The 24,458-nt window shown below is 61.3% G+C and carries 22 protein-coding genes; 17 read left to right on the top strand and 5 right to left on the bottom strand.

Annotated features, from left to right (window positions below; genetic code table 11):
* The first annotated feature begins 774 nt into the window (after positions 1-774).
* The 6 genes from wecB to QOM08_RS11950 all read left to right on the top strand — a co-directional run bounded on the left by wecB (position 775) and on the right by QOM08_RS11950 (position 9,563).
* The gene (gene wecB, locus QOM08_RS11975) at positions 775-1,932 is read left to right on the top strand and encodes a non-hydrolyzing UDP-N-acetylglucosamine 2-epimerase (RefSeq protein WP_047229892.1); all 1,158 of its coding nucleotides are present in this window, start codon (positions 775-777) and stop codon (positions 1,930-1,932) included.
* 37 nt (positions 1,933-1,969) lie between these two features.
* Complete coding sequence (locus QOM08_RS11970; RefSeq protein WP_316913000.1) at positions 1,970-4,183, top strand: hypothetical protein; 2,214 nt, start codon at positions 1,970-1,972, stop codon at positions 4,181-4,183.
* Positions 4,184-4,195: 12 nt separating this feature from the next.
* A complete protein-coding gene (locus tag QOM08_RS11965) occupies positions 4,196-6,310 on the top strand; it encodes a glycosyl transferase family protein (protein ID WP_076385113.1) in 2,115 nt (704 codons plus the stop codon).
* Positions 6,307-8,112, top strand: a complete 1,806-nt coding sequence (locus QOM08_RS11960) for a bacteriophage N4 adsorption protein A (RefSeq protein ID WP_316912999.1) — start codon at positions 6,307-6,309, stop codon at positions 8,110-8,112. The genes QOM08_RS11965 and QOM08_RS11960 overlap by 4 nt, the downstream gene beginning before the upstream one ends.
* Positions 8,113-8,151: 39 nt before the next feature.
* Positions 8,152-9,027: a hypothetical protein gene (locus tag QOM08_RS11955; protein ID WP_047229896.1), complete on the top strand. Its 876-nt coding sequence runs from the start codon at positions 8,152-8,154 to the stop codon at positions 9,025-9,027.
* A gap of 200 nt (positions 9,028-9,227) precedes the next feature.
* The gene (locus QOM08_RS11950; RefSeq protein WP_316912998.1) at positions 9,228-9,563 is read left to right on the top strand and encodes a hypothetical protein; all 336 of its coding nucleotides are present in this window, start codon (positions 9,228-9,230) and stop codon (positions 9,561-9,563) included.
* Between the two features lie 99 nt (positions 9,564-9,662).
* On the opposite strand, the gene hpaR (QOM08_RS11945) is transcribed toward QOM08_RS11950, so the two are convergent.
* Together hpaR (QOM08_RS11945) and hpaA are read right to left on the bottom strand one after the other, a co-directional pair.
* On the bottom strand, positions 9,663-10,085 hold the full coding sequence (gene hpaR / locus QOM08_RS11945; protein WP_003201625.1) for a homoprotocatechuate degradation operon regulator HpaR: 423 nt from the start codon (positions 10,083-10,085) through the stop codon (positions 9,663-9,665).
* Between the two features lie 123 nt (positions 10,086-10,208).
* A complete protein-coding gene (gene hpaA / locus QOM08_RS11940; protein ID WP_076385117.1) occupies positions 10,209-11,114 on the bottom strand; it encodes a 4-hydroxyphenylacetate catabolism regulatory protein HpaA in 906 nt (301 codons plus the stop codon).
* Between the two features lie 186 nt (positions 11,115-11,300).
* On the opposite strand from hpaA, the gene QOM08_RS11935 reads away from it, so the two are divergent.
* The 8 genes from QOM08_RS11935 to hpaI all read left to right on the top strand — a co-directional run bounded on the left by QOM08_RS11935 (position 11,301) and on the right by hpaI (position 18,723).
* A complete protein-coding gene (locus QOM08_RS11935) occupies positions 11,301-11,978 on the top strand; it encodes a fumarylacetoacetate hydrolase family protein (protein WP_047229900.1) in 678 nt (225 codons plus the stop codon).
* Entirely contained in the window at positions 11,975-12,745 is a 771-nt protein-coding gene (locus tag QOM08_RS11930) for a fumarylacetoacetate hydrolase family protein (RefSeq protein ID WP_107321715.1), read from the top strand. The genes QOM08_RS11935 and QOM08_RS11930 overlap by 4 nt, the downstream gene beginning before the upstream one ends.
* Positions 12,746-12,750: 5 nt before the next feature.
* Positions 12,751-14,211 carry a 5-carboxymethyl-2-hydroxymuconate semialdehyde dehydrogenase gene (gene hpaE, locus QOM08_RS11925; protein WP_310662936.1) on the top strand — a complete coding sequence of 487 codons (1,461 nt, stop codon included), beginning with the start codon at positions 12,751-12,753 and terminating at the stop codon, positions 14,209-14,211.
* Positions 14,212-14,413: 202 nt separating this feature from the next.
* Complete coding sequence (gene hpaD, locus QOM08_RS11920; RefSeq protein ID WP_107321714.1) at positions 14,414-15,271, top strand: 3,4-dihydroxyphenylacetate 2,3-dioxygenase; 858 nt, start codon at positions 14,414-14,416, stop codon at positions 15,269-15,271.
* Positions 15,272-15,347: 76 nt separating this feature from the next.
* Positions 15,348-15,740, top strand: coding sequence for a 5-carboxymethyl-2-hydroxymuconate Delta-isomerase (locus tag QOM08_RS11915; protein WP_047229904.1), 393 nt, complete (start codon positions 15,348-15,350; stop codon positions 15,738-15,740).
* Between the two features lie 50 nt (positions 15,741-15,790).
* Positions 15,791-17,095 (top strand): MFS transporter, encoded by a 1,305-nt coding sequence (locus QOM08_RS11910; RefSeq protein ID WP_316912997.1) that lies wholly within the window; start codon positions 15,791-15,793, stop codon positions 17,093-17,095.
* 12 nt (positions 17,096-17,107) lie between these two features.
* Positions 17,108-17,911: a 2-oxo-hept-4-ene-1,7-dioate hydratase gene (hpaH, locus tag QOM08_RS11905; protein ID WP_047229906.1), complete on the top strand. Its 804-nt coding sequence runs from the start codon at positions 17,108-17,110 to the stop codon at positions 17,909-17,911.
* A gap of 14 nt (positions 17,912-17,925) precedes the next feature.
* Positions 17,926-18,723 (top strand): 4-hydroxy-2-oxoheptanedioate aldolase, encoded by a 798-nt coding sequence (gene hpaI / locus QOM08_RS11900; RefSeq protein WP_310662935.1) that lies wholly within the window; start codon positions 17,926-17,928, stop codon positions 18,721-18,723.
* A 140-nt stretch (positions 18,724-18,863) separates the two neighbouring features.
* Here hpaI and hpaR (QOM08_RS11895) read toward each other — a convergent pair whose 3' ends face one another.
* The 3 genes from hpaR (QOM08_RS11895) to QOM08_RS11885 all read right to left on the bottom strand — a co-directional run bounded on the left by hpaR (QOM08_RS11895) (position 18,864) and on the right by QOM08_RS11885 (position 21,602).
* Complete coding sequence (gene hpaR / locus QOM08_RS11895) at positions 18,864-19,286, bottom strand: homoprotocatechuate degradation operon regulator HpaR (protein WP_047229908.1); 423 nt, start codon at positions 19,284-19,286, stop codon at positions 18,864-18,866.
* A gap of 133 nt (positions 19,287-19,419) precedes the next feature.
* Positions 19,420-20,361: a p-hydroxyphenylacetate 3-hydroxylase reductase component gene (locus QOM08_RS11890; RefSeq protein WP_316912996.1), complete on the bottom strand. Its 942-nt coding sequence runs from the start codon at positions 20,359-20,361 to the stop codon at positions 19,420-19,422.
* Between the two features lie 71 nt (positions 20,362-20,432).
* Positions 20,433-21,602, bottom strand: a complete 1,170-nt coding sequence (locus tag QOM08_RS11885) for a p-hydroxyphenylacetate 3-hydroxylase oxygenase component (RefSeq protein ID WP_316912995.1) — start codon at positions 21,600-21,602, stop codon at positions 20,433-20,435.
* A gap of 313 nt (positions 21,603-21,915) precedes the next feature.
* Here QOM08_RS11885 and QOM08_RS11880 point away from each other — a divergent pair, with 313 nt between their 5' ends.
* The 3 genes from QOM08_RS11880 to QOM08_RS11870 all read left to right on the top strand — a co-directional run bounded on the left by QOM08_RS11880 (position 21,916) and on the right by QOM08_RS11870 (position 24,400).
* The gene (locus QOM08_RS11880) at positions 21,916-23,214 is read left to right on the top strand and encodes an NAD(P)/FAD-dependent oxidoreductase (RefSeq protein WP_047229911.1); all 1,299 of its coding nucleotides are present in this window, start codon (positions 21,916-21,918) and stop codon (positions 23,212-23,214) included.
* 108 nt (positions 23,215-23,322) lie between these two features.
* A complete protein-coding gene (locus QOM08_RS11875; protein WP_047229912.1) occupies positions 23,323-23,688 on the top strand; it encodes a cupin domain-containing protein in 366 nt (121 codons plus the stop codon).
* A gap of 52 nt (positions 23,689-23,740) precedes the next feature.
* Positions 23,741-24,400, top strand: a complete 660-nt coding sequence (locus QOM08_RS11870) for a helix-turn-helix transcriptional regulator (protein ID WP_310662933.1) — start codon at positions 23,741-23,743, stop codon at positions 24,398-24,400.
* Positions 24,401-24,458: the final 58 nt, after the last annotated feature.

The raw sequence follows: 24,458 nt of genomic DNA, 5'->3' as shown, positions 1-24,458 counted from the left end.
AACCGGTTAGTTCGGTCAATCACCTTGGCGGGAGGCCCACACAAAGCGTGCGATTATCGGATAAGCGTGTGGGCCGGCTTATCCGGTATTTTTGGTGTTCGACACCGTGCCCAATGCGTTTTTTTATTTATCAACAGACAACTTTAATTATGAACTAGCGCCATACAAAACTGTTCAACTCCGCTGATCTGAAAATCCAATAATAAAATTGAACCTTATTTAACTTCTGCACTTCACCGGCAACCCGCCAACTCGATAATACTTCCAACCTCGACAACAAACAGGCGTCATTTCAATGACAAACATCCAGGCACCTTTATATAAAGCGGCGCCAGAAATAAGACCTCGATAGACTTGGCGTGATCAGGATGCCCTTTCCAGCACTCAGTAAATCACGAAAAAACCTTATTATTCAAAATCTTACACTATTATAATTTCAGAATAAGAGCGCAACTTTCCAACCTCCCCCCAACCCTTCTTAGTCAAAACAACAAAATACCTTTCAAATAAAACTTTGCGCCCGTGTTCTTTGGTGTTATTACTTCGCCGCTCCAAACTGCAATAGGCCATTACGCAACTTTTCCGCGTGCGTAACGCGCCTGCCTGATATTGGATCCCACTTAATTCAACTTGCTTGTTTACTCAGACGCATGATCGCGCTTGGGCGAACGGCTGTGCAGCGCAGCAAACTGCGCGAGGAAGGGCGTCATCGCTACTCATCAGTCACGGATCAGGATTCTTTCGATCTTCGGTACCCGTCCGGAAGCCATCAAGATGGCACCTTTGGTCAAGGCCCTCGCCGCCGAACCGGGCATTGAGTCGCTGATCTGTGTCACCGGCCAGCATCAGAGCATGCTTGAGCAGGTGCTGGACCTGTTCGATCTCAAGGCCCATTTCACCCTCAACGTGATGACGCCGCACCAGACGCTCAACTCGCTGACGGCTGCGTTGTACGGCGCAATCGACCCGGTACTGGAACAGACCCGGCCGGATCGGGTGCTGGTCCATGGCGACACCACCTCGGCCATGGTGGCTTCGATGGCCTCCTTTCATCGACGCATTCCCGTGGGGCATGTGGAAGCCGGGCTGCGCACCGGCGATATCTACAGCCCATGGCCGGAAGAAATGAACCGTCGTTGCATCGACCTCAGCGCCGACCTGCTGTTTGCCCCCACCGCACAATCTCGCGATAACCTGCTGGACGAACGTCTGCAGGGCCGCTGCCTGGTGACCGGCAATACCGTCATCGATGCGTTGCAGATGACCGCCCGGCGCATCGAGCAGGATGCACAACTGCGACAAACACTGGACCAACAGTTCCCGTTCCTGCAAACCGGACGCAAGCTGCTGCTGGTCACCGGCCACCGCCGGGAGAACTTTGGCGAAGGCTTCCTGGACATCTGCAAGGCCTTGCGTCACTTGGCCCAGCGTCCCGACATCCAGATCGTCTACCCGGTGCATCTCAATCCCAGCGTACTGGGCCCGGTGACCGAACAACTGGGTGACCTGCTCAACGTGCACCTGATCAAGCCCCTGGATTACCTGGCGTTCGTGCGCCTGATGCAACACGCCCACGTCATCCTCACGGACTCCGGTGGTGTGCAGGAAGAAGCGCCGTCCCTGGGCAAACCGGTGCTGGTGATGCGCGACGTCACCGAACGCCCCGAAGCCGTAGCTGCGGGCACGGTGCGTCTGGTCGGCACCTCCCCGGCCTCGATCATTGCCGGCGTGGACGCACTGTTCGACGACAAGGCCTTGTGGCGCCGCGCGTCTCAGGCAGCCAACCCCTATGGTGATGGCAAGGCCAGCCAGCGCATCGTCGATACCCTGATGGGGCGCCCGATGGACGAATTTCTCGTGGGCCAGTCGCAATTGCCCCAAGGCTGGGCTCACCCACCGATGTACGCGCCACGCCAGTTGCTCGCCTCCTAATCGCTGCTCCCCCTTATCAGAATCGAGATTTACCTGAATGAAGCCTTCCGTTGCCATCTCTACGGGTGCGCTCAGCGCCCTTGCCTGTGGCCTGAGCCTGCTTGCGCTCATGCCAACCTTTGCCTTGGCTGCCGATAGCCCGCTTACCCAGGCAATCCATCGGCTCAACGCCGATACCCGCCAGGAGCGCGAAGTCCGCTTGAGCGACCTGGGCATCAGTGCGCCGATCCTGCTGGGCGCCAGCGATTCCCGACGGGAACTGTATCTACCCGTGCCGGCCGGGGTTGCCCTCAATGAGGCGACCCTGCAACTGGACGCCAGCTATCTCAATGGCGAAGGGGGCCGCAACACCCTGCTGCTGTCGCTCGATGGCTATCCGGTGCGCGCCGAAGGACTCAGCGAACCTCAGGGCAGTGCCAGCGCCACACTGGGCGTCGACAAGGCTGCGCGCGACAACGGCCTGGTGCGGCTGGGCATTGCCTGGTCTTCGGTGGTCTCCCGGCCGTTGTGCGAAGACGACCGGGTCATCGGTAACGTGCTGCGCATCCAGCCCGACACACGCCTGAACTACAGCTACGACGCCAGCCAACTGCAGGATGTCGGTGCCGCCTGGACGGCATTGCCTGCTCAACCCGGGATCCTGGTTGCACCGGGTTCGTTGTCCGCCGACAGCTATGACGCGGCCTGGCGATTAGGCGTGGCCCTGGAGCGAATGGGCAAGCACAGCCGCATCTTGCCGTTCCCTGCCGTACAAGACAGTGTGGATTTGAGCGCTCTGCGCATCCCGGCCGAACTGTTGAGCCTCCCGGCCTTCGCCAGCCTCAACGCGAAGGGCCAGCATCGCCTGGCCAACCCGGCAGAGATCGGCGCGCTGCTGATGCTGGGGCAAACCCCGAATGTACAGGCCGATCTGGCCATCAACGACCCGCAATTGCTCCAGGCCATCAATCAGTCCCTGGACGCGCTGCAGAGTCAGGTCCAAAGCGTCGACCCAACGGCGGCCAGTGCATTGACCCAATGGCGCGCACAACACGTCAACGCAGCCACGGCAGGCGCCGGTCCGGACGATGTGCGCCTGGCGCTGCTGGGTACTCGCCCGGTCCTGATGATCGCCCCGCACGCCACCGGCAAAGCCCTGTCGTTGCTTGGTTCAGCGTGGAACAAACTGGCGCGCAGCCGTCAGTTGACCGTCAGCCAAGCGCAAACGCCTTTGAGCAAGGATGGCCGCGTGGCCCTGTCGCGACTGGGCGGCGCACCTGGCACCTATGACGTGGCCTCCCGATTCGACTGGAGCACTTCGTTCCCCTTGGGCAGCGTGGCGTATGACGGTCGCTTGCCGGTGACAGCCGTGGTGGACCTGTCCGCAGCACCGGGGGCTTCACACACCCCGCCCGTGGCCTCGCTGTTTTTTAACGATTTCCTGATCGGGGCCCAGCAGTTGACCACCGATGGTCAGTCACAACGCATCCAGGCCCATATCCCCAGCTATGCCCTGGGTTCAAAAAACGTATTGCGCGTCTCGTTCCAGCGCCAGCCTGTCAGCGATCGCTGCCTGGAAACACCCCAGGCCTTCCCGGTAGCGGTGCTGCCGAGCAGCCATATCGTGCTGGAAAAAATTGCCCTGGACGACGGTTTCTCCGGCATGGCCGCGCGCTTCGCCGTGGCGACCCAGATACTCGTTCCCCAGGCATACCTCGACCAACCGGCCGCCAGTCTGGCCCGGGTGATCTCGGTGGCCGATGCCGCCGGTGTTTCACCGTTGCGCGCGCAGTTGAACGTCAGCTCCGATCCCAAAGCCGTGGTCAGCCCGGACAAAGCCTTCCTGGCGTTCGAGTTGCCGCTTGAGGACAGCAAGGAATCGGTCCTGGTCGATGAACAGGGACGTCTGCGCATCAACCATGAAGATCACTTGCTGCTGGATGTGCAGCCTCTCAACCAACTGGCTTCTCTACAAGTGGTGCAAGCCTCGGGACAGCATGGCCTGGTGTATCGGACCCTGGGCAGCCAAGCGCCCGACTTCGCCCAGCCGATTGTGCTGACCCGTGGCGATGTGGCGATTCTCGGCGACAGCGGCGCGGTGACGATCATCGACAGCAAGGACCCCAGCGGCAGTCGGTTGCTCGGCCGTGAAGAACCCAAAGGGCTGGATGCCTGGCGTAAACCCTCGCTGCTCTGGCTGATCCCTGGCGCCATTGTGTTGTTCCTTCTCCTGTTGCTGGCTGGCCGTAGCGCCCGTCGCAATCGCCAGTAACGGTACCCTTCGATGACGTCGCTTTATTGGCCCTATTGGCTGGCCCACTACTACAACTACCTGGAAGCGGCGACCATCGTCGTCGCGGTGGTGATCCTGATCTCCAGCCTGGACGACCTGATCATTGACCTGTGGTACTGGTCTCGCCGCCTGTACCGCAAGCTCACCGCGGACCGTAAATACCGGTCGCTGACCGTCGACCAACTGCTGGCCCGGGACGAACAGCCCCTGGCGATCATGGTGCCGGCCTGGCTGGAATACGACGTCATCGCACCGATGATCGAGAACATGGTCTCGACGCTCGATTACCAGAACTACGTGGTCTTCGTCGGCACCTATGTCAACGACCAGCGCACCATCGACGAAGTCGAGCGGATGCGCCGGCGCTACAAGCAACTGCACCGCGTGGAAGTGCCCCATGCCGGACCGACCTGCAAGGCCGACTGCCTGAACTGGGTGATCCAGGCGATCTTCCTGCACGAGAAAACCCATGGCATGACCTTCGCCGGGGTGGTGTTGCACGACAGCGAAGACGTGCTGCATCCATTGGAATTGCGACTGTTCAACTACCTGCTGCCGCGCAAGGACATGATCCAGTTGCCCGTGGTGTCGCTGGAGCGCAACTGGTACGAATGGGTGGCGGGCGTCTACATGGACGAGTTCGCCGAATGGCACGGCAAGGACCTGGTGGTGCGTGAAAGCATGACCGACACCGTGCCCTCGGCCGGCGTCGGCACCTGTTTCTCCCATCGCGCGTTGCGGGTACTGGCCGGCGAAACCGAAAACCAGCCGTTCAACACCGACAGCCTCACCGAGGACTACGACGTCGGCGCGCGGCTGGCCAAGGTCGGCATGAACGCCATCTTCGTGCGTTTCCCGGTGCAGTTTCGGGTGCTGCGCAAATCCTGGTTCCGCAAGCCCTACGAATCGACCCTGACGATGCCACTGTGCGTGCGCGAGTTCTTCCCGGACACCTTCCGCACGGCGTTCCGACAAAAGGCTCGCTGGACTCTGGGCATCGGCCTGCAAGGCTGGGAACAGATGGGCTGGAGCGGCTCGTTGGCCAACCGCTACCTGCTGTTTCGCGACCGCAAGGGCGTGGTGACGGCGTTCGTCAGCATCATCGCCTACGTGATTCTGGTGCAACTGCTGGGCTTGATCATTCTGCGCAACAGCGGCTGGTGGGACGTCACCTTCCCAACGCCCTTTGAAACCAACGACCTGATCAAATACCTGCTGGTGGCCAACGGCATTGCCCTGCTCTGGCGGATCCTGCACCGTTGTTATTTCACCACCGTGCTGTACGGCTGGCAGCATGGCTTGCTGTCGATCCCGCGCATGCTGGTGGGTAACTTCGTCAACTTCATGGCCGCATCCAGAGCCTGGCGGATGTTCCTGGTGGGCAAGGTGATGAATCGCAAACTGGTCTGGGACAAGACCATGCACGACTTCCCTTCCACCGACCTGGTGGCCATCGCGCCCCGCCGCCTGGGCAGCGTGTTGCTGTCCTGGCAGGCCATTACCGACACCCACCTGCAGAGTGCCCTGGACCAGCAACAATCACGCAACATGCCCCTGGGGCGCATTTTGCTCAACAACGGCTGGCTGGACGACGAAACCCTGGCCGAAGCCATCGCGTTCCAGAATGACCTGCCCCGGGTCTTCGACGTGGCGCAAAAAGCCGCCGCCTCGACCTCGTCACTGACCGGCGAGTTTGCCCTGCGCTGGCGGGTCATTCCCTTGGGCCGCAACGCTGACGGCTGCGAACAGATCGCCGTTGCCAACCCCCTGTCCGACGAAGGCCTGCAACAGATCGCCGCCGAACTGGGCAGCGAGCCGGTGCAACTGATTGCCAGGGAAAGTGAAATTCTCGCGCTGCTGCGCCAATTGCCGGAACGCAACGGCCACGCCGTACCGAATGCCAGTGCACCGCTGCTGGGTGACTTGCTGATCGAAATGGGCCTGCTCGATCGCGATCAGTTCAGCCGCGCCATGTTGCAGTATCGACCGCAGCACCACGGTCGGATCGGCGATTACCTGGTCGACAGCGGCGTGCTGCCCCGGGCCACTATCGAACAGGTGGCGGCGCGTCAGCACAGCGTCTACCCCATGGAGCTTCCGGCATGAACCGCGCCCTTCTGACCCTCTTGGCCACGGGGCTGAGCCTGATACCGGCGCTGGCACCGGCCGAGACGCTGCCGCTGCCATTGACCGGACCGGCCTATACCGCCGCCGACCAGGCCTACAGCGCCTACGAGCGCAAGGACTACGACCTGGCCATCGCCAAGGCGCGCGAGGCCCTGCGCCTGCGCGCCGACGTGACGCGTCTGCACACCCTGATCGCCATGGCCGAACGTGACAAGAAACGGCGCGACCAGCCCCGGACCGCCGCTTCGTCCGCCGTGGCCGCGGCACCGGGTTTCATGGCCGCCACCCAAGGGTACAGGGCCTATGATCGCGAACGGTTCGGTCTGGCCGCGCAATCGGCTCGCAAGGCGATTGCCCAGGCTTCCCGTCGCAGGGAGTACCGGCTATTGCTGATCGACGCCTTGCAGCGCCAGCATCTTCTGGTCGAAGCCGACCAGGCTGTGGGCGAGGCGCTCAGGGTCTTCGCCAACGATGACGCGCTCCTGATGCGTCGAACGGCGATTCGTCGCCAACTGGCGGCGCCGCTGGCGGTCCAGGGCTACCGTGCCTTGCAGCAAGGCGATGCGGTGCTGGCCGTGGACAAGGCTCGGCAAGCCGTGGCTTGGGCCCCGGAGATCACCGCCAACCAGCAATTGCTCAACAGTGCACTGCTGACGGCCGAGGATCGCGACGCACCGATTCTCGAGTGCCAGGAAAGTACCTTCGGCCTGACGTGCGCCACCCGACCGGAGAACACCGAAGGACAGGCACCGGTCAGTGATTTGCAGTTGGCCTATGATTCAGTCCGGGCCGGTGACGACGAGGCGGCCCACGCCGCGTTCCGCAGGGCCGATGCCAGCACCCGGCTCGCCCCCGCAGCGGCTCAGGATGCAGCCTACAACGCCATGCGCGTTCATGAAGACGACGAAGCGGTGGCGTATTTCAAGCGCGTCATCGATGCCCAGGCAACCGCTGAGTCGCCCATGTCTGCACAACAGCTGTTCGATACCCGTCGTGCCGTGGGCGACATTTCACGCACCATGGGCCTGACCAGCACCACCAGCTATCGCGGCAACAGTTCCAGTGGCCTGAGCGCTGCTCCGGGCACCAGCAACAGCGGCAGCCAAAGCAATGACCAACTGCAGAACAGCACTGAGCTGTCCTGGCGGCCGCTGGGGTATCGCAATGCGCGTTTCGTCGAACTCTACGGGCGCGTCACCGACACCCTGTGGAGCAAGAACAGCGACTCGGACACCGGTGCGGATGCCTTGCAAGGGGCGCTGGGGGTAAGGATCAAACCCTTCAGCTCCATCAACATCATGGCCGCCTTTGAACGCACCTTTCCCCTGGGCTCCTCGAACGTCGAGGGCGACTGGCTCGCGCGCCTGGGCTACGGTTCGAGTATCGGCACCGACCTGCGGGTCGATGCGCCCAGTTGGTGGACTTCGCAGCTGTACGCCGAAGTCGGTCGATACATCAACGACGAACGCAATTATTTCAACAGCGAATGGCAAGTGGGACGCAGCTATGCCATCGGCGGTACCGGCTCGCGCTGGGTGACCTTCCCCCATGTCGTGGCGGCGGTCGACTACGATTCCAAGATGAAAAGCGGCGCCGACGGTGACTTCTCGTCAGGCAACGCCGGCGGGATCGGCGTGGGCAACAACGTACGCTACTGGTTCCGCGAAGACGCCTACAACGCCCCGCGCTCCTATGTGGATTTTTCCCTGCAGTACAGGGCCAAGGTATTTGGCGAGGAACGCGCCAAAGGCGTGTTCGCTCGCTTGACCTACTCCTATTGAGGCCGTTGATGTGATGTGCAATTGCAGGAAGACGTTCGCTTGAAAATCTTCGGCCATATCATCAGTCGCACGGCTGTGGCGGCGCTCTCGCTGGCCACGGCCCTCGGCGCAGGCACAGGGATGTATTACATGATGAATCAGGAGGTTGCACCGAACATCGTTGGCATCGTCTGGCAGCCAGACAACCAGACCGTGGGCATCAAAGGCGACTGGGAAAAGCTGGGGGTGCGCGAGCTGCTGGTGCAATGGACGGTGGTGGATGACCAGGCCTTCGTGCCCGGCACCGGCCTGCCCAGCGTGCCGCTACTGCCTGACTGGGCGCGCATCGCCAAGGCGCCCTGGGCCCAGGATGTCATCCTCGGGCTGGCCGGCCATTTCAGTGAAAACCGCTCCAGGGACAACATCGAGCAACTGGCCACGGTGTCGGAGCGCATTGCGCAACTGCCGACGCCACTGCACGTGACCGGGTGGTACTTTCCGGCCGAGGTCGATCCCAGTTGGTCTCGCGCCAAGGAACTGCCCGCCTTGCTGGCCAAGCTGCCGCGCCCGTTGTGGATCAGCGTCTACGACGGCGCCAACATCGGCCCCGCCGCCACTGCCGACTGGCTCAAGCAATGGTTGCCGGACGATATTGGCGTGTTCTTCCAGGATGGCGTCGGCGTCTACGCCCGCACCGCCCCGGTGGCCCGGGACTACGCCGACACCCTGCGTGACCGGCTCGGGAAGGATCGCGTGCGGATCATCGTCGAAGCCTTCCGCCCCAAGTTCGGCGGCGGCTTTCGCTCGGCCACGGTTGCCGAACTCACACCCCAACTGGCCGCCTATGCCGGCTATCCGCTGTACCTGTTCGACGGCCCCCATTATCTGACGCCTGAGTTGGTGGAGCAGCTGGAGCAATCCTTGGCCAAGCCGTGATCATGGCTCGAGGCCTTCGTCCTGGCCTGGCCCCATAGATTTGTATCGCTGTGTATATGAACGGCGAGTTGATACGAAATCGCTGACTTCGAGCCTTGCCGACACACAACGTCGATACACCTTCGCGTTTAACTGTGATCACCGGACAGCAGCACACCCGTTGCCACCGGCCCACTCAATCAAGCGCAAGGAGAATCACCATGTTCACTTTCTCGAAAGTTTCGTCCCTGGCAATCGCTCTGACACTGATGGGCGGGCTCGGCCTGTCGAACATCGCTTCGGCCACAGCCATGAGTGCAGCGGCGAAGGGTCAGGCTGCACAGTTGGTGGTTGAAGGCGGCTCCGATCGTCTGAGCCAGAACCGCGTAGCCGAAGGAGGCTCCGATCGCCTGCTTCAGAACCGCGTAGCCGAAGGAGGCTCCGATCGCCTGCTTCAGAACCGCGTGGCTGAAGGTGGCTCCGATCGTCTGCTTCAAAACCGCGTGGCTGAAGGTGGCGCTGATCGTCTTCAGGAACTGCGCGAACGCAACGCTTAAGCGTTGCCGATAGCCGTGCCGAGTTTGGATCGAAGTCTCAGCGCAATGGATTATTCGGGGTGAGGGAGCTTGCCCTCTCACCCCGAATGTTTGCCTGACTCACGGTTTGATGTTCTTCAGTTCATTGAGCAGCGCCAACAGTTGCTGCATCTTTTCTTCGCCAAATTGTTCTTCGATGCGGCGATAGTTGCTTTCCATCCCCTCACTCATCGACACAAAGCACTGCTGCCCACGCTCGGTCAGCCCTACGAAAACCCGACGCTGATCCTGGCTCGACTTCTGCCGACGCACCAGCCCATCACGCTCCAGACGGCTGAGCACACCGGTCATGCTGGGTTTGAGGATGCAGGCCTGATGAGCGAGCTGGTGGCTCTCCAGCTCTCCTTGCTGATGCAGGATACGGATCACTCGCCATTGTTGTTCCGTAAGATCATGCTGGTTCAGCGCCGGGCGAAAAAAAGCCATGGCCGCTTCGCGCGCTTGCAACAGGGTCAGTGTCAATGAAGGTCTGGGGTTGGCCATGTTCGGACTGTTTGGATGGACGAGCTGGCAGCTTAGTGTTGCGGACAAGCGGCTGCAAGAAACAACGCCGCGCACTGGACGGCTGCATGACGCCGGTGGCGAGTGCTCCACCAGCAACAACGCTCAACGCAACCCCGATTGCCGCTGGCGATACTCCCCTGGTGTGAGCCGGGCGTAGCGCTGGAAGAAACGACTGAAATACGCCGGGTCCTTGAACCCGAGCTGGTAGCAGATTTCATTGGCTGAACTGCCGGTAAACAACAGCAACCGCTTGGCCTCCTGCATCAGCCGTTCCATGATCAGCTGCTTGGAAGGCAGGTCGGCGATCCGTCGGCACACATCGTTGAGCCGCGCCTCGGTGACGCCGATGCCCTCGGCGTAGCGCGACAACGGCCAATGTTGCAGATAGTGAGCTTCGATCAGCTCATTGAAGCGGTGGAAAATCTTCAGGTCCTCATGCCGGGCCGGTCGTGCCTGCAGAGAATTGGAACACAGACGCAGCAGACTGATCATGATCAGCCGCGTCAAACCGTCCAGCGCCGCGCTGCGCCCCGGCCGCTCGGCACAGACCTCCTCGCTCAGCTCCTCGAACAGGTACTCCAGTCGCCGCACCTCCCCCGCCTGTTCCGGCCCCAACTGCGCCAACGCAACGCAGGCCGCAGGCATTTGCACACCCGCCGGCGCCAGGCTCGGATCAGCGTCGATCAACTGCCACACCAATTGCTGACGAACGGTCAACACATGCCCGTCACTGTCGGCTTCGGTCACAAAAGAATGGGGAATGGTGGGTGGCGTAAGGAAAAACATAGGCCCGGATTCGACGTATTGCTGGTCGTCCAGATACACCCGTACGGCGCCGCTTTTCACGTAGTGAACCTGAAAGAAACGGTCATGCCGATGCACCGGCATATTGCGACCGAAGAAACCCGCCAGGTTGGCAAGCCGATCGTAGTGAACCTCGGCATCGCTGTAACGCTGGTCGTACACCTGGCCAATGTTGATGTTGGGGATTGGCTGACGGTCAGTCATCACGCATTTCTCGTTTTTTATTCTGATTCAGGCAGCGGCTTGGATTCATCCTGCGCCGATTTCCCGAGGGCAACCAGTGTCCGGTGATTCTGCCACGCTTGACGATAGTTAACATCTTAATTATAACTGTTAATACATTAACAATATCTGCAGAGCCCTCATCTCTGCCGCTGCCAGGAGACAAGCATGAGCCGTGCCCTGCATGACGTCGCGACCGGCACCCTGTTTGGGGTTGCACTGAACTATCAGGGGCTGCTGAAGCAGCGCCTCGCCGAGTTCGAGCAACCGCCTTACCAGAAGCCGCCGGTCAAACCGGTGTTGTTCATCAAGACACCCAACACCCGCAACCGGCACGACGCCGACGTGGTTCACCCGGGTCACGGCCAGCGGCTGCAACCGGGGCCCGCGCTTGGCGTGGTGATGGGCAAGTCGGCCAGTCGTGTCAGCGCCGCCGAAGCACTGGACTACGTCGCCGGCTATACCGTGGTCAATGAATTCAGCCTGCCGGAAGACAGCTATTACCGCCCCGCCGTCAAGGCCAAGTGCCGGGACGGCTTCTGTGCCATCGGGCCTGAACTGGTGCCCACGGCCAACGTTGCCGACCCCCATAGCCTGACAATCAGGCTGTACGTCAACGGCGAGGTGCGCCAGCACAACAACACGGCCAATTTCGTTCGCAACATTCCCCAATTGATCGCCGAGATCAGCGAGTTCATGACGTTGCATGCCGGCGACGTCCTGATCACTGGCACGCCCGAGGGCCGGGTTGATGTCGTGCCTGGCGATCGCGTCGAAGTGGAGATCAGCGGCCTGGGCCGCCTCGTCAATAGCGTTGTGGCCGAGCACACAGGAGCACGTTCATGAAACACGCGCGCATTGGTTTTGAAGGCCAGGTCCACACGGTCACCGTTGAAGCTCACAACGCCGTTCGCCTGGCCGACGGTCGGCTGCTGGCCGAGGATCAGGTCCAGTGGTTGCCGCCGGCCACCGGCAGCATGTTCGCCCTGGGCCTGAACTACGCCGATCACGCCGCCGAACTGGCGTTCAAGCCGCCAACCGAACCGTTGGCGTTCATCAAATCCCCGGGCACCTACACCGGCCACAACCAGATGACCTGGCGCCCCGACAACGTCGCCTACATGCACTACGAGTGCGAGCTGGTGGCGGTCATCGGCAAAGCCGCGCGCAACGTCAAGCGCGAGGACGCGCTGGGTTACCTGGCCGGTTACACCGTGTGCAACGACTATGCGATCCGCGACTACCTGGAAAACTACTACCGCCCCAACCTGCGGGTGAAAAACCGTGATGCCACCACACCTGTCGGCCCGTGGATGGTCGATGTGGCCGATGTACCGGACCCCGGCAACCTGAAGTTGCGTACCTGGATCAACGGCGAACTGCGCCAGGAAGGCTCGACCCGCGACATGATTTTCGACATCCCCTACCTGATCGAATACCTGTCCAGCTTCATGACCCTGCAACCCGGCGACATGATCGCCACCGGCACGCCCGAAGGCCTGGCGGACGTAGTGCCCGGTGATGAAGTGGTGGTGGAAGTGGAAGGCGTCGGCCGCCTGGTCAATCGAATTGTCAGCGAAGCCGAGTTCTTCGCATCCCGTAAAGAGGCGTGAGCAGCATGATCAAGCACTGGATCAACGGCCGTGAGGTCGAAAGCAAAGATGTGTTCGTCAACTACAACCCGGCCACCGGTGAAGCCATTGGCGAAGTTGCCAGCGGCGGCGCCGAAGAAGTTGCCCAGGCCGTGGCTGCGGCCAAGGACGCTTTCCCGAAGTGGGCCAACACGCCGGCCAAGGAGCGCGCCCGACTGATGCGCAAGCTCGGTGAACTGATCGAGCAGAACGTGCCGAAACTGGCCGAACTGGAAACCCTCGACACTGGCTTGCCGATTCATCAGACCAAGAACGTGCTGATCCCGCGCGCCTCCCACAACTTCGACTTTTTCGCCGAAGTCTGCACGCGGATGGACGGCCACACCTATCCGGTCGACGACCAGATGCTTAACTACACCCTGTACCAACCGGTGGGTGTCTGTGCATTGGTCTCGCCCTGGAACGTGCCGTTCATGACCGCAACCTGGAAGACCGCGCCGTGCCTGGCGCTGGGCAACACCGCCGTGCTGAAAATGTCCGAGCTGTCGCCGCTGACCGCGAACGAGCTGGGGCGCCTGGCGGTGGAAGCCGGCATTCCCAACGGCGTGTTGAACGTGATCCAGGGTTACGGTGCCACGGCCGGCGACGCATTGGTGCGGCATCCGGATGTGCGGGCGATTTCCTTCACAGGCGGCACCGCCACCGGCAAGAAGATCATGCAGACCGCCGGGCTGAAAAAGTATTCGATGGAACTGGGCGGCAAGTCGCCGGTACTGATTTTCGAAGACGCCGACCTTGAACGGGCCCTCGACGCAGCGCTGTTCACCATCTTCTCGCTCAATGGCGAACGTTGCACCGCTGGCAGCCGGATCTTCATCCAGGAAAGCGTCTACCCACAGTTCGTGGCCGAGTTCGCCGCCCGGGCCAAACGCCTGATTGTCGGTGATCCGCAAGACCCGAAAACCCAGGTCGGCTCGATGATCACCCAGGCCCACTACGACAAGGTCACCGGCTACATCAAGATCGGCCTCGAAGAAGGCGCCACGCTCCTGGCCGGCGGTCTGGAGCGCCCGGCCAACCTGCCGGCGCACTTGAGTCGCGGCCAGTTCATCCAGCCGACAGTGTTCGCCGACGTGGACAACAACATGCGCATCGCCCAGGAAGAAATCTTCGGCCCGGTGGTGTGCCTGATCCCGTTCAAGGACGAAGCACAAGCCTTGCAACTGGCCAACGAAACTGAATATGGGCTGGCGTCGTACATCTGGACCCAGGACATCGGCAAGGCCCATCGCCTGGCCCATGGCATCGAGGCCGGCATGGTGTTCATCAACAGCCAGAACGTGCGCGACCTGCGCCAGCCTTTCGGCGGCGTGAAGGGTTCCGGAACCGGCCGCGAAGGTGGACAGTACAGCTTTGAAGTCTTCGCCGAGATCAAGAACGTCTGCATCTCCATGGGCGGGCATCACATTCCGCGCTGGGGGGCATGACCCAGGCCGAGTGATACCCCTGTGGCGAGGGAGCTTGCTCCCGCTGGGCTGCGAAGCGGCCCCGGCTTTTCCTGGCGATTGCTGCGCAATCGAGCGGGAGCAAGCTCCCTCGCCACAAGTGCAGCGATCCACCCAAAGCATCAAGACTTGATTCACCCGCTGTCCCGAAATTCAACAAGAACAATTTTTCAGGAGAATCATCATGGGCGAAGTCGTCCTGGCTGCGAAAATCTGCCACGTTCCCTCGATGTACCTGTCGGAGCTGCCGGGCAAACACCACGGCTGCCGCGCAGCGGCCATTGCCGGCCATAAGGAAATCGGTCGCCGCGCCCGTGAACTGGGCGCCGACACCGCCGTGGTGTTTGACGTGCACTGGCTGGTCAACAGCGCCTACCACGTCAACAGTGGCGCGCACTTCAAAGGCATCTACACCAGCAACGAGTTGCCGCACTTCATCAAGAACATGGAGTACGAATACTCCGGCGCTCCGGAACTGGGCGAATTGATCGCCGCCGAGGCCAATGCCGCCGACGTGCGCACCCTGGCCCACAACATCCCGAGCCTGGAGCTGGAATACGGCACGCTGGTGCCCATGCGCTACATGCACATGGATGTTCCGCAAGACCAGAAATTCAACGTGGTGTCGGTTGCCGCCTGGTGCGCCTGGCACCGTCTGCAAGACAGCTTCACCTTCGGTGCCGCCGTGCGCCGGGCCATCGAAAAAAGTGATCGCAAGGTGCTGGTGCTGGCTTCCGGCTCGCTGTCGCACCGCTTTTCCGATGATCGCAATGCCGAAGCCAACATCCACAACTGGACGCGCGAGTTCGACAAACAGGTCGACCTGCATGTCGTGGAGCTGTGGCGCCAGGGTCGCTGGAAAGAGTTCTGCGCCATGCTGCCCGATTACGCCGAGCACTGTTTCGGTGAGGGCAAGATGCATGACACCGCCATGCTTCTGGGGCTGCTCGGTGGGCCGGACTATGCCAAACCCGCCGAAATCATCACCGAACCTTTCGGCAGTTCCGGTACGGGCCAGATCAACGCCATTTTTCCAGTTTGAGCCACAGCGGCAGCCGACCACCCTCGACTTGCCGCTTGAAGCTTGCCACTCACAGCTGCCGACGCAGGAGGTCGCCATGCCCCACTTCATCGCCGAATACACCGACAACATCGAACAACAGGCCGATCTGCCCGGCCTGTTTGAAAAGGTTCACACCCTGCTGGGTGACAGCGGCGTGTTTCCCCTGGGTGGTATCCGCAGCCGTGGTGTGCGCCTGGATACCTGGCGCATGGCCGACGGCAAGCACGACTATGCCTTCGTCCACATGACCTTGAAGGTCGGCCATGGCCGTGACCTGGCTACCCGCCAGAAAGTGGCGCAAAAGCTCTTTGAAGTGATCACCGCGCACTTCGCCGAACTCCAGGCCCAGCGCTTGCTGGCGCTGTCGTTCGAGATGATCGAGCTGCACGAACAGCTCAACTTCAAGGCCAACAACGTTCACGCCTTCCTCAACGCCCAGGCCCATTAAACCCGCCTGCCCGTTCGCCCTTCGGCCTCTCTGACAAAAAGTACAAAATCATGAGCACAGCCAATACCGCCGACACTGCCGGCACAATCGCCCACGACCGCACCCATGCCACCGTCACCTGGCGACTGATGCCATTGCTGTTGGTCTGCTACCTTTTCGCCCACCTGGACCGCATCAACATTGGCTTTGCCAAGATGCAGATGAGCGCCGACCTGCAGTTCAGCGACACGGTCTACGGCTTCGGCGCGGGCCTGTTCTTCATCGCCTACGCGCTGTTCGGCGTGCCGAGCAACATCGCCCTGGACCGGGTCGGCCCGCGCCGCTGGATCGCCACACTGATGGTGGTCTGGGGGGCTTTGTCCACCGGCATGTTCCTGATCGAAAGCGCCGCCGGGTTCTACGTGTTGCGCTTTCTGCTGGGGGTGGCCGAAGCCGGGTTCTTCCCGGGCATTCTGGTCTTTCTCAACCGTTGGTACCCGGCACGGCGCCGCGCCCAGGTGACCGCGCTGTTTGCCATTGCCGTGCCGATGGCCGGCGTGATTGGCGGGCCCTTGTCGGGAGGTATCCTTGAACACTTCCATGACTTCGGTGGCCTGCGCGGCTGGCAGTGGATGTTCGTCATCGAAGGGCTGCCGGTGATTCTGCTCGGCCTGGTGGTGCTCAAGTGCCTGCCGGACAGTTTCGAGACGGTCAACTGGCTGACACCGCAAGCCAAACAGCAATTGCGCGCGCAACTGAGCGTTGAAGAACAACGCAAATCCGTCACCTCGTTCTCGGCGATTCTCAACAACCCGCAGGTCTGGTTGCTGGTGGCGGTGTATTTCGCCGTGATGCTGGCGGTGAACACCCTGGCTTTCTGGATGCCCACGTTGATTCACGGCGCCGGAATCGGCAGCGACGGTCAGGTTGGATTGCTCAGCGCCGTGCCGTATCTGGCCGGCTGCTTTTTCATGATCGGCTGCGGGCGTTCGTCAGACCGCCATCGCGAACGGCGCTGGCACCTCTGCGTACCGCTGCTGATGGCGGCGGCAGGCATTGCCATCGCCGGTCTCTCACCCACCAGCCCAACCCTGGTACTGGGTGGCCTGATCATCGCGGGTATGGGTGCCAGTGCAGCGTTGCCGATGTTCTGGCAACTGCCACCGGCCTTCCTGTCCAACAGCACCCAGGCCGCCGGCATCGCACTGATCAGCTCCTTCGGCAGCATTGCCTCATTCCTGGCGCCCTATCTGATCGGCTGGATGCGCGACACCACCCAGAGCGCCAGCCTGGCCCTTTATGTGCTGGCGCTGCTCATCGCCGTGGGGGGCCTGCTGGTGCTTCGCACCCAGGCCGCCATCGTCAACCCTCAATAAGAGATGCTCTTCATGCTCGATCAAAACCTCATCCAGCAGGCCGCCGCCCGCCTCGACCACGCAGAACGTTCGCGCGAACAGGTGCGGCAGTTTTCCCTCGACCATCCGCATATCACCCTGGACGACGCTTACGCCATCCAGCGCGCCTGGGTTGCGCAAAAGATCAAGGACGGCCGCAAGCTGGTCGGCCACAAGATCGGCCTGACCTCCCGGGCCATGCAGGTCTCGTCGAACATCACTGAGCCGGACTATGGTGCCCTGCTCGATGACATGTTCTTCGACGAGGGCACCGACATCCCGTTCGAGCGCTTCATCGTGCCCCGGGTAGAAGTGGAACTGGCGTTCATCCTCGGCAAGCCGTTGAAAGGCCCGAACGTGACGGTATTCGACGTGCTGGACGCCACCGAATGGGTGATCCCGGCACTGGAAATCATTGATGCCCGCATCCAGCAGATCGACCCACAAAGCAAGGCCACCCGCAAAGTCTTCGACACCATCTCCGACAATGCCGCCAACGCCGGCGTGGTCATGGGCGGGCGCGCGGTGCGCCCCACTGAAATCGACCTGCGCAAGGTGCCTGCGGTGCTCTACCGCAACGGCGTGATCGAGGAATCCGGCGTCTCGGCCGCGGTGCTCAATCACCCGGCCAAAGGCGTAGCCTGGCTGGCGAACAAACTGGCGGCCTACGACGTCACGCTGCAACCGGGGCAAATCATTCTCGGCGGCTCCTTCACCCGTCCCGTGGCGGCCAACCCGGGGGATACCTTCCATGTCGACTACGACATGCTCGGTTCCATCGCTTGCCGTTTCGTCTGATCGGAGACTGACTCATGGACATGCCCATCAATACCTTCAAGCAACGGCTGCGCAGCGGTGAGGCGCAGATTGGCCTGTGGCTGGGCCTGGCCGACGCCTACTGTGCGGAACTGGCGGCCAACGCCGGCTTCGACTGGTTGCTGATCGACGGCGAACACGCGCCCAATGATGTGCGCGGGATGCTCGGCCAGCTCCAGGCCGTGGCCCCCTACCCCAGCCAACCGGTGATCCGCCCGGTGGTCGGCGACACCGCATTGATCAAGCAGGTGCTCGACATCGGAGTGCAAACCTTGCTGGTGCCGATGGTCGAAAGCGCCGGCCAGGCTCGCGAACTGGTGCGCGCCATTCACTACCCGCCTCAAGGCGTCCGAGGCGTCGGCAGTGCGCTGGCCCGTGCATCACGCTGGAACAGTATTGCCGGTTACCTCGATAAGGCCGACGAACAGATGTGCCTGCTGGTGCAGATCGAAAGCCGCGAGGGCCTGGCCAACCTGGATGCCATCGCGGCAGTGGAAGGTGTTGACGGGGTCTTCATAGGTCCGGCGGACCTGAGCGCGTCCATGGGTTTTCGTGGCAATCCCGGGCATCCGACCGTGCAAGCCGCCATCGAGGACGCCATCGCCCGCATCCGCCAGTCCGGCAAAGCGGCCGGGATTCTCAGCGCCGATGAAAAGCTCGCCCGGCGTTACATCGAACTGGGCGCGGCGTTTGTCGCGGTGGGGGTGGATACGACCGTACTGATGCGCGGTTTGCAAAGCCTTGCGGCGACGTTCAAAGACGCACCAAAACCTGCGGCTAGCGGTGTGTACTGATAGCAACACAAACCTCTGTGGCGAGGGGGGCCTGTGGGAGCAAGGCTTGCCCGCGATGAAGGCACCGCGGTCTCTCAGAAACCGAGGTGCCGATTTCGCGAGCAAGCTTTGCTCCCACAGACGTTAACCAACCCGGGATCTCAACGCCTGATCGCTTTCAGGTCATTGAGCAACTCCAGCAACGTCTGCAACTTCTGCTCCCCCAACTTGCCCTGCAAACGCTGGTAATTCTCTTCCATGCTCTGGCTCATCGAATCGAAGCTCGCCTGCCCCTGCGGCGCCAGGCGCACCAGCACCCGCCGCTGATCCTGTTCGGCCTTGCGCCGTTCCACCATGCCCGCCGCTTCCATGCGCGTCAGCACGCCGGTCATGCTCGGTTTGAGAATGCAGGCCAGTTCAGCCAGGCGATTGATCTCCAGCTCGTCGTGCTGGCTGAGGATACGGATGACTCGCCATTGCTGTTCGGTCAAACCGTGCTGGTTGAGGGAGGGACGGAAAAAACCCATGGCCGCTTCACGGGCCTGTAGAAGGGTGAGGGTCAAGGATTGGCGCGGTTTGGGCATAGGTGAGTTCGCGAGGGAATTTAGTTAATGAGTTAACTAAATCTTAACAGCTTCGGCGCCAAGTTACCTTGGGGCGAAGGGATTTCTCTCCTCGCCACAAGGCTGATTGTCGCGCCTGAACCCCTGTAACAACTCAAGCGCCTTTGATGACGCCTTTGAGCACGGCCTTGAAATGCTCCACCTGTTGCTCGCTGAACTGGCCGAATACCTTGTCCTGCTGCTCCTTGGCAATTGCCCAGAGTCCTTCGGTTTCGTCCACGCCCTTGACGGTCAGACGCACTCGCTCGCCCTCATCGGTGACCAGGCCCTTGCGCTTGAGGTTAGCCACGGCCTCTTCGATCTCACGCGCCGGCATCGCCACTTCTCGTTGCAGGTCGCACAGGTTCAGCCCTGCATCGTTTTCCAGCACCATCAACATCCGTGCTTCGCTGGTGCGCAGCCCGGTGGACAGCTGGCGCGGCTGGTAACTGGCCTGATAGGCCCGCAGCGCCTGGGTCATCAGGTAATACAGGTTGTGGCTCAAACGGCCCTGGAAGTGACTGCTGGGGGACTGTCCCTCCTCCCGTTTGGTCATGCGGGTGTAGGGCAAGATCATCGAGTAGGCGCCCTGGTGATAGAGCAACGGTGAGCGGCCGTAATCATCAAACGCCACGACTTTACCGATCATGATCCAGTGATCACCGCCATCGACCTGTTGGAATTTTTCACAGTGAAAACGCGCCGAGCAATCGACAAACACCGGAGCACCTCCCTCCCCGGCCTCGAACTGGATCTCGGCGAACCGATCCTCCTTGGGCCGAGCGAAGTTGTTCGACAGGTCGATCTGATCGGCGGCGAGCACGTTCACCGCAAAATGGCTGGCGGCCTCGAACACACCGTGACTGCTGGAGCGCTTGTCGATGCTCCAGAGAATCAGCGGCGGATCCAGGGACACCGAGTTGAAACTGTTGGCCGTCACACCGACCTTGCGACCATCTTCGGCGGCCGCGGTGACCACGGTCACGCCAGTGGCAAAGTTACCCAGGGCCCGGCGAAACGCACGGGTGTCGAAAGCGCTATCGCACACATCAGACATACAAGACTCCCGGCCGCCTCAGTCGACGGCCTCAATTGTTTTTATATGAGCCAGCCTCAGCGAGCAGGCGGTCAAACCATGGTGGGGTCGGGCTCCAGGCCCATCAGTTCACGGCCCAGAATCTGCGCGCAGACGTCGTAGTCGGTGTAGGCGTGAGCACCGGTCAAATGGGCATCGCGGAACAGTCGTTGCAGTTCATTGGTCTCGAACCAGGCGCCACCCCCGGCTGCTTCCATCAGGCGATCCACTGCCTGAATGCACATTTTGGTGGCGTACCCCTGGTTGGTCCGCCAGAACGCCAGGGTTTCGCGGCTGGGGTATTGGTGGCGCTCACTGTGCTCGGCATGCTCTTGCCAGGTTTTCTCCAGAAACGCCCGGGCTGCCGCCACCTGATGAGTGGACTCGGCCAGGCGCATCAGGGCCGGGGTGGCGGCGCCCACTGCCGCGCCGGTGTAGGCGCGCACGCGGGTCCGGGTTTTCTCGCGAAAAACCTCCAGCATGCGTTCCGCCACACCCAGGCTCACGGTGGAGAAACCGCTGGCGAAATACGGGCGATACGGCGAGTAGAAAATCTTGCTGTCGGGGTACAGGCCAAACCCGGCGGATTTGCCTTCCATCATGTCCTTGGCTTTCTGAATCCGGTGTTCCGGCACAAACGCGTTGCCGATGATCAAGGTCTTGCTGCCACTGCCGCGCATGCCCACCGCGTACCAGTCATCGCGGATTTCATAATCGCTGCGAGGCAGCACCGCGAAGCAATAGTCCTGGGTTCCTTCGGCATTTTTGCGGCGAAATCCCACGATCGCCCACTCGGCATGGTCACAGCCGCTGCTCCAGCCCATTTCGCCGCTGAACATCACACCGCCCTCAACCTCCTCGGTGCGACCGAAAGGTGCAATGCTGCTACTGGCAGTCGCATCGGGATCGTCACCCCAGACTTCTTCCTGGGTTTTGGCCGGGAACATTGCCAATTGATGGCTGTGCGTACACAACAGGCTCATGGCCCAGGCGGTGCTGGCGCAGGAGCCGGCCAGCAACGCGATGCAGTCGGCGAACTGCGGTAGCGATATTTCCATGCCGCCGTATTTTTTCGGCTGGAAAGCCCGGTGCATGCCGATACCTTTGAGCAAGGCTATATTTTCGACAGGAACGCTACGGTCCTTCTCTGCCTGGAAGGCATTGGCGGCAATGACCGGCAGGATAGGCTTGAGATCTTCGAGCAACGGATTTGGCTTTTTCATGGACGGGCTCTTTTATTATTGGCATCTGCCGATCCCGCCTTTGCCCGGCAACCCGGTGCTGCAGAAATGGCGGAATCAGTGATTAAGGCCCGTTCAGTATGGGTAATCCGGGGCAACTGAAAAATGCACCTTCCAGACCCAAGATTGTACTTTCCACGGTGCGACCTTCACTGCCATGGCGCGCTCGATCAAATCCGCCGGCACGGATGATCAAGACAGGCGCCAGCACCAGGGCTCTTAATAGGGCCATCGCGTGCAGTGTCTTGCGAAGGCGCTTGTCACGGCGTTTCTTTTCACTTTGTCAGGTTGCGTCATGATCAATATCGAAACGCCCACCTATTACACCGCCACCAAGAAATACAACCTCAGTTTCCCAACCCTGGAACAGGACGTGGAAGCCGACGTCGTGGTGATTGGCGGCGGTTTCTCCGGCATCAATACCGCGCTGGAACTCGCTGAAAAAGGCATTACCAATATCGTGGTGCTGGAGGCGCGTTACCTGGGGTTCGGCGGCACCGGGCGCAATGGCGGGCAGATCATGGCCGGCATCGGCCATGACCTGGAAAAAATCAAGAAGGACGTGGGGGAAGACGGGCTGCGGCAGGTCTTCGAGATCAGCGATCTGGGCGCGGACATCATCAAGGATCGCATCGCCAAGTACGACATCGATGCCGACTTCTGCCATGGCTACGGCTACATGGGCTTCAACGCTCGCCAGGAAAAAACCCTGCGAGCCTGGGAAAAAGACTTCAAGTCGATCAACAGCAAGCATGAGATCCGCTTTCTCGGCGGTTCCGACGTGCAGCAAATCATCGGGTCCAAGGCCTACAGCAGTGCATTGCTGCACATGGGCGGCGGGCACGTGCATTCGCTGAACCTGTTGCTGGGCGAAGCCAAGGCACTGGTCAGCCACGGCGTGCGGATTTTCGAGAACAGTCCGGCCCTGGAAGTCAGCTACGGCGAGCGCATCACCGTGCGCACCGGGCGTGGCTCGGTCAAGGCCAGCAAGCTGTTGTGGGCCTGCGACAGCTTCCTCAACAAACTGGAGCCGGAGCTGCATCGCTCGACCATCAATACCTATGCCTTCCAGATGATGACCGAGCCATTGTCGGAGGAGCTGATCCAGCGCATCAGCCCGATTCGCGGCGCCTACAGCGATATTCGCCCGGTGATCGACTACTACCGCGTCACCAATGAAAACCGCCTGCTGTTCGGTGCGGCGACGCCGTTGATAGAACACATCCCCCAGGACCTCAAGGCCTGGAATCGGCGCCTGATGCTGAAGATTTTCCCGTACCTCAAGGACGTGAAGATCGACCTGGCCTGGGGCGGCCCGATGGCGTGCAGCCCGAACCTGTTTCCGCAGATCGGCACCCTGCCCGGCCGCAGCAATGCGTTTTTCGTCCAGGGCTATTCAGGCTTTGGCGTCACCCCCAGCCACATCATCTGCAAGGTGCTGGCCGAAGGCATGAGCGAAGGCTCGGCGCGCTACGACCTGGTCAGCTCCGTCAGGCGTCCGACCATCATCGGCAAGGACGCCATCCGTCCACTGCTGCTGACCGCCGGCAAGTCCTGGCACCAGCTGTCGGGTTACTGGAATGGCCGTCGCTGATGGCCATGATGCCAGTCAGTTAGGCGCTCCCACAGATCCCAGCGCCTTCACGGACCGGTACTAGACATACATACCCGCTGTTTTTTTCACTCATCAGGAGTCACTGCCATGCCCCTTATCAACCTCAAGAAAGACATCCAGCTGTCCGACCTGGACGCCTGGGGCACCGTCGCCGATCTCGGTTCGCAGATTCTCGAAGGCGAAGTCAAAGCCTTCGGCAAAATGACCTTCGGCGCCCCCACCGATGCGGTCAGCAGCGCCTACTTCGGCACGACCAAGGGCAAGTTCCGAATGGTTTATCCGTTCGCCGAACAGGCCACCGTGGTCACTGGCGAAGTGGTGCTGACCGATGAAGCCAGCGGCCAGAGCACCCGCTACAAGGCCGGCGACAGCTGGTTCGTGACCAAAGGTACGCCGGTATTGTGGGAAGTGGTCAGCGAAAGTTTTGTCAAACACTACTTCGCGGTAGTCTGACCGGACCCGGCTGCCGGATTCACCGGCAGCCCTCTTGGCGAAGGTTGCGAGCATGTACGTCATCCCCTCCCAGGACATCGCCGGCCATTGCCTGCACGCGTTCACCCAGCTCGTTCCCGCCAGTCGAGCGGCCTTCTATTGCGTCGACCGACAGTTGCAAGCCCATGACTTCAGCCTGCATGGCATGAGCGGCGAGATGCATCGCGACTATCTGGACAATTATCGCCAGTTCGACCCGTTGCAGCCGCGCAACTACGTTTCCAGCCACCTGGCCGTGGTGCCTCTTGGGCTGGCCATGGCCCGCCAGCCAATCCGTGACAGCCATCGCTACCGCCATTTTTTACAGCGCTACGACGTGGTGGATGTGGTGGAAGTCTTCGCCCATCGGGGCAGTCGGCCTCAAGCGGCTATTTCCTTGTTGCGCACCGCCGAGCAAGGCGTCTTCACCAGCGAGCAACTGACGCAGCTCGCAGCGCTGCAAGCGTTGCTGCAACTGGCCGTCGCCAACCTGCCACCGCAGGACGACTTGCTCAGTAGCCTGACCCCCAAGGAACGCCAGATAGCGTTGCTGCTGCGCCAGGGCGCCAGTAACAAAGAGTTGGCCCGAGAGCTGGAAGTCGGCCTGCCCACGGTCAAGACGCATCTGATCAACCTGTTTCGCAAGACCGGCGTGAGCAATCGAACCGAGCTGGTCAGCAGCCTGTTCCTCTAAGCCATTGCCTGTGCCGGTTCAACCATTCGGTTGATGGGCCAGCCCCGCGCAAGGCGCC

Source organism: Pseudomonas sp. P105 (genome assembly GCF_032614175.1).
Taxonomy (GTDB): domain Bacteria; phylum Pseudomonadota; class Gammaproteobacteria; order Pseudomonadales; family Pseudomonadaceae; genus Aquipseudomonas; species Aquipseudomonas rhizophila.
The sequence above is the reverse complement of the archived record's forward strand: the minus strand, read 5'-3'. Positions and strand labels throughout refer to the sequence as shown.

Coding starts and splice junctions, on each gene's coding strand:
- wecB (WP_047229892.1), top strand. CDS start 775: ATGGCACCTTTGGTCAAGGCCCTCGCCGCCGAACCGGGCATTGAGTCG.
- QOM08_RS11970 (WP_316913000.1), top strand. CDS start 1,970: ATGAAGCCTTCCGTTGCCATCTCTACGGGTGCGCTCAGCGCCCTTGCC.
- QOM08_RS11965 (WP_076385113.1), top strand. CDS start 4,196: ATGACGTCGCTTTATTGGCCCTATTGGCTGGCCCACTACTACAACTAC.
- QOM08_RS11960 (WP_316912999.1), top strand. CDS start 6,307: ATGAACCGCGCCCTTCTGACCCTCTTGGCCACGGGGCTGAGCCTGATA.
- QOM08_RS11950 (WP_316912998.1), top strand. CDS start 9,228: ATGTTCACTTTCTCGAAAGTTTCGTCCCTGGCAATCGCTCTGACACTG.
- hpaR (WP_003201625.1), bottom strand. CDS start 10,085: ATGGCCAACCCCAGACCTTCATTGACACTGACCCTGTTGCAAGCGCGC.
- hpaA (WP_076385117.1), bottom strand. CDS start 11,114: ATGACTGACCGTCAGCCAATCCCCAACATCAACATTGGCCAGGTGTAC.
- QOM08_RS11935 (WP_047229900.1), top strand. CDS start 11,301: ATGAGCCGTGCCCTGCATGACGTCGCGACCGGCACCCTGTTTGGGGTT.
- QOM08_RS11930 (WP_107321715.1), top strand. CDS start 11,975: ATGAAACACGCGCGCATTGGTTTTGAAGGCCAGGTCCACACGGTCACC.
- hpaE (WP_310662936.1), top strand. CDS start 12,751: ATGATCAAGCACTGGATCAACGGCCGTGAGGTCGAAAGCAAAGATGTG.
- hpaD (WP_107321714.1), top strand. CDS start 14,414: ATGGGCGAAGTCGTCCTGGCTGCGAAAATCTGCCACGTTCCCTCGATG.
- QOM08_RS11915 (WP_047229904.1), top strand. CDS start 15,348: ATGCCCCACTTCATCGCCGAATACACCGACAACATCGAACAACAGGCC.
- QOM08_RS11910 (WP_316912997.1), top strand. CDS start 15,791: ATGAGCACAGCCAATACCGCCGACACTGCCGGCACAATCGCCCACGAC.
- hpaH (WP_047229906.1), top strand. CDS start 17,108: ATGCTCGATCAAAACCTCATCCAGCAGGCCGCCGCCCGCCTCGACCAC.
- hpaI (WP_310662935.1), top strand. CDS start 17,926: ATGGACATGCCCATCAATACCTTCAAGCAACGGCTGCGCAGCGGTGAG.
- hpaR (WP_047229908.1), bottom strand. CDS start 19,286: ATGCCCAAACCGCGCCAATCCTTGACCCTCACCCTTCTACAGGCCCGT.
- QOM08_RS11890 (WP_316912996.1), bottom strand. CDS start 20,361: ATGTCTGATGTGTGCGATAGCGCTTTCGACACCCGTGCGTTTCGCCGG.
- QOM08_RS11885 (WP_316912995.1), bottom strand. CDS start 21,602: ATGAAAAAGCCAAATCCGTTGCTCGAAGATCTCAAGCCTATCCTGCCG.
- QOM08_RS11880 (WP_047229911.1), top strand. CDS start 21,916: ATGATCAATATCGAAACGCCCACCTATTACACCGCCACCAAGAAATAC.
- QOM08_RS11875 (WP_047229912.1), top strand. CDS start 23,323: ATGCCCCTTATCAACCTCAAGAAAGACATCCAGCTGTCCGACCTGGAC.
- QOM08_RS11870 (WP_310662933.1), top strand. CDS start 23,741: ATGTACGTCATCCCCTCCCAGGACATCGCCGGCCATTGCCTGCACGCG.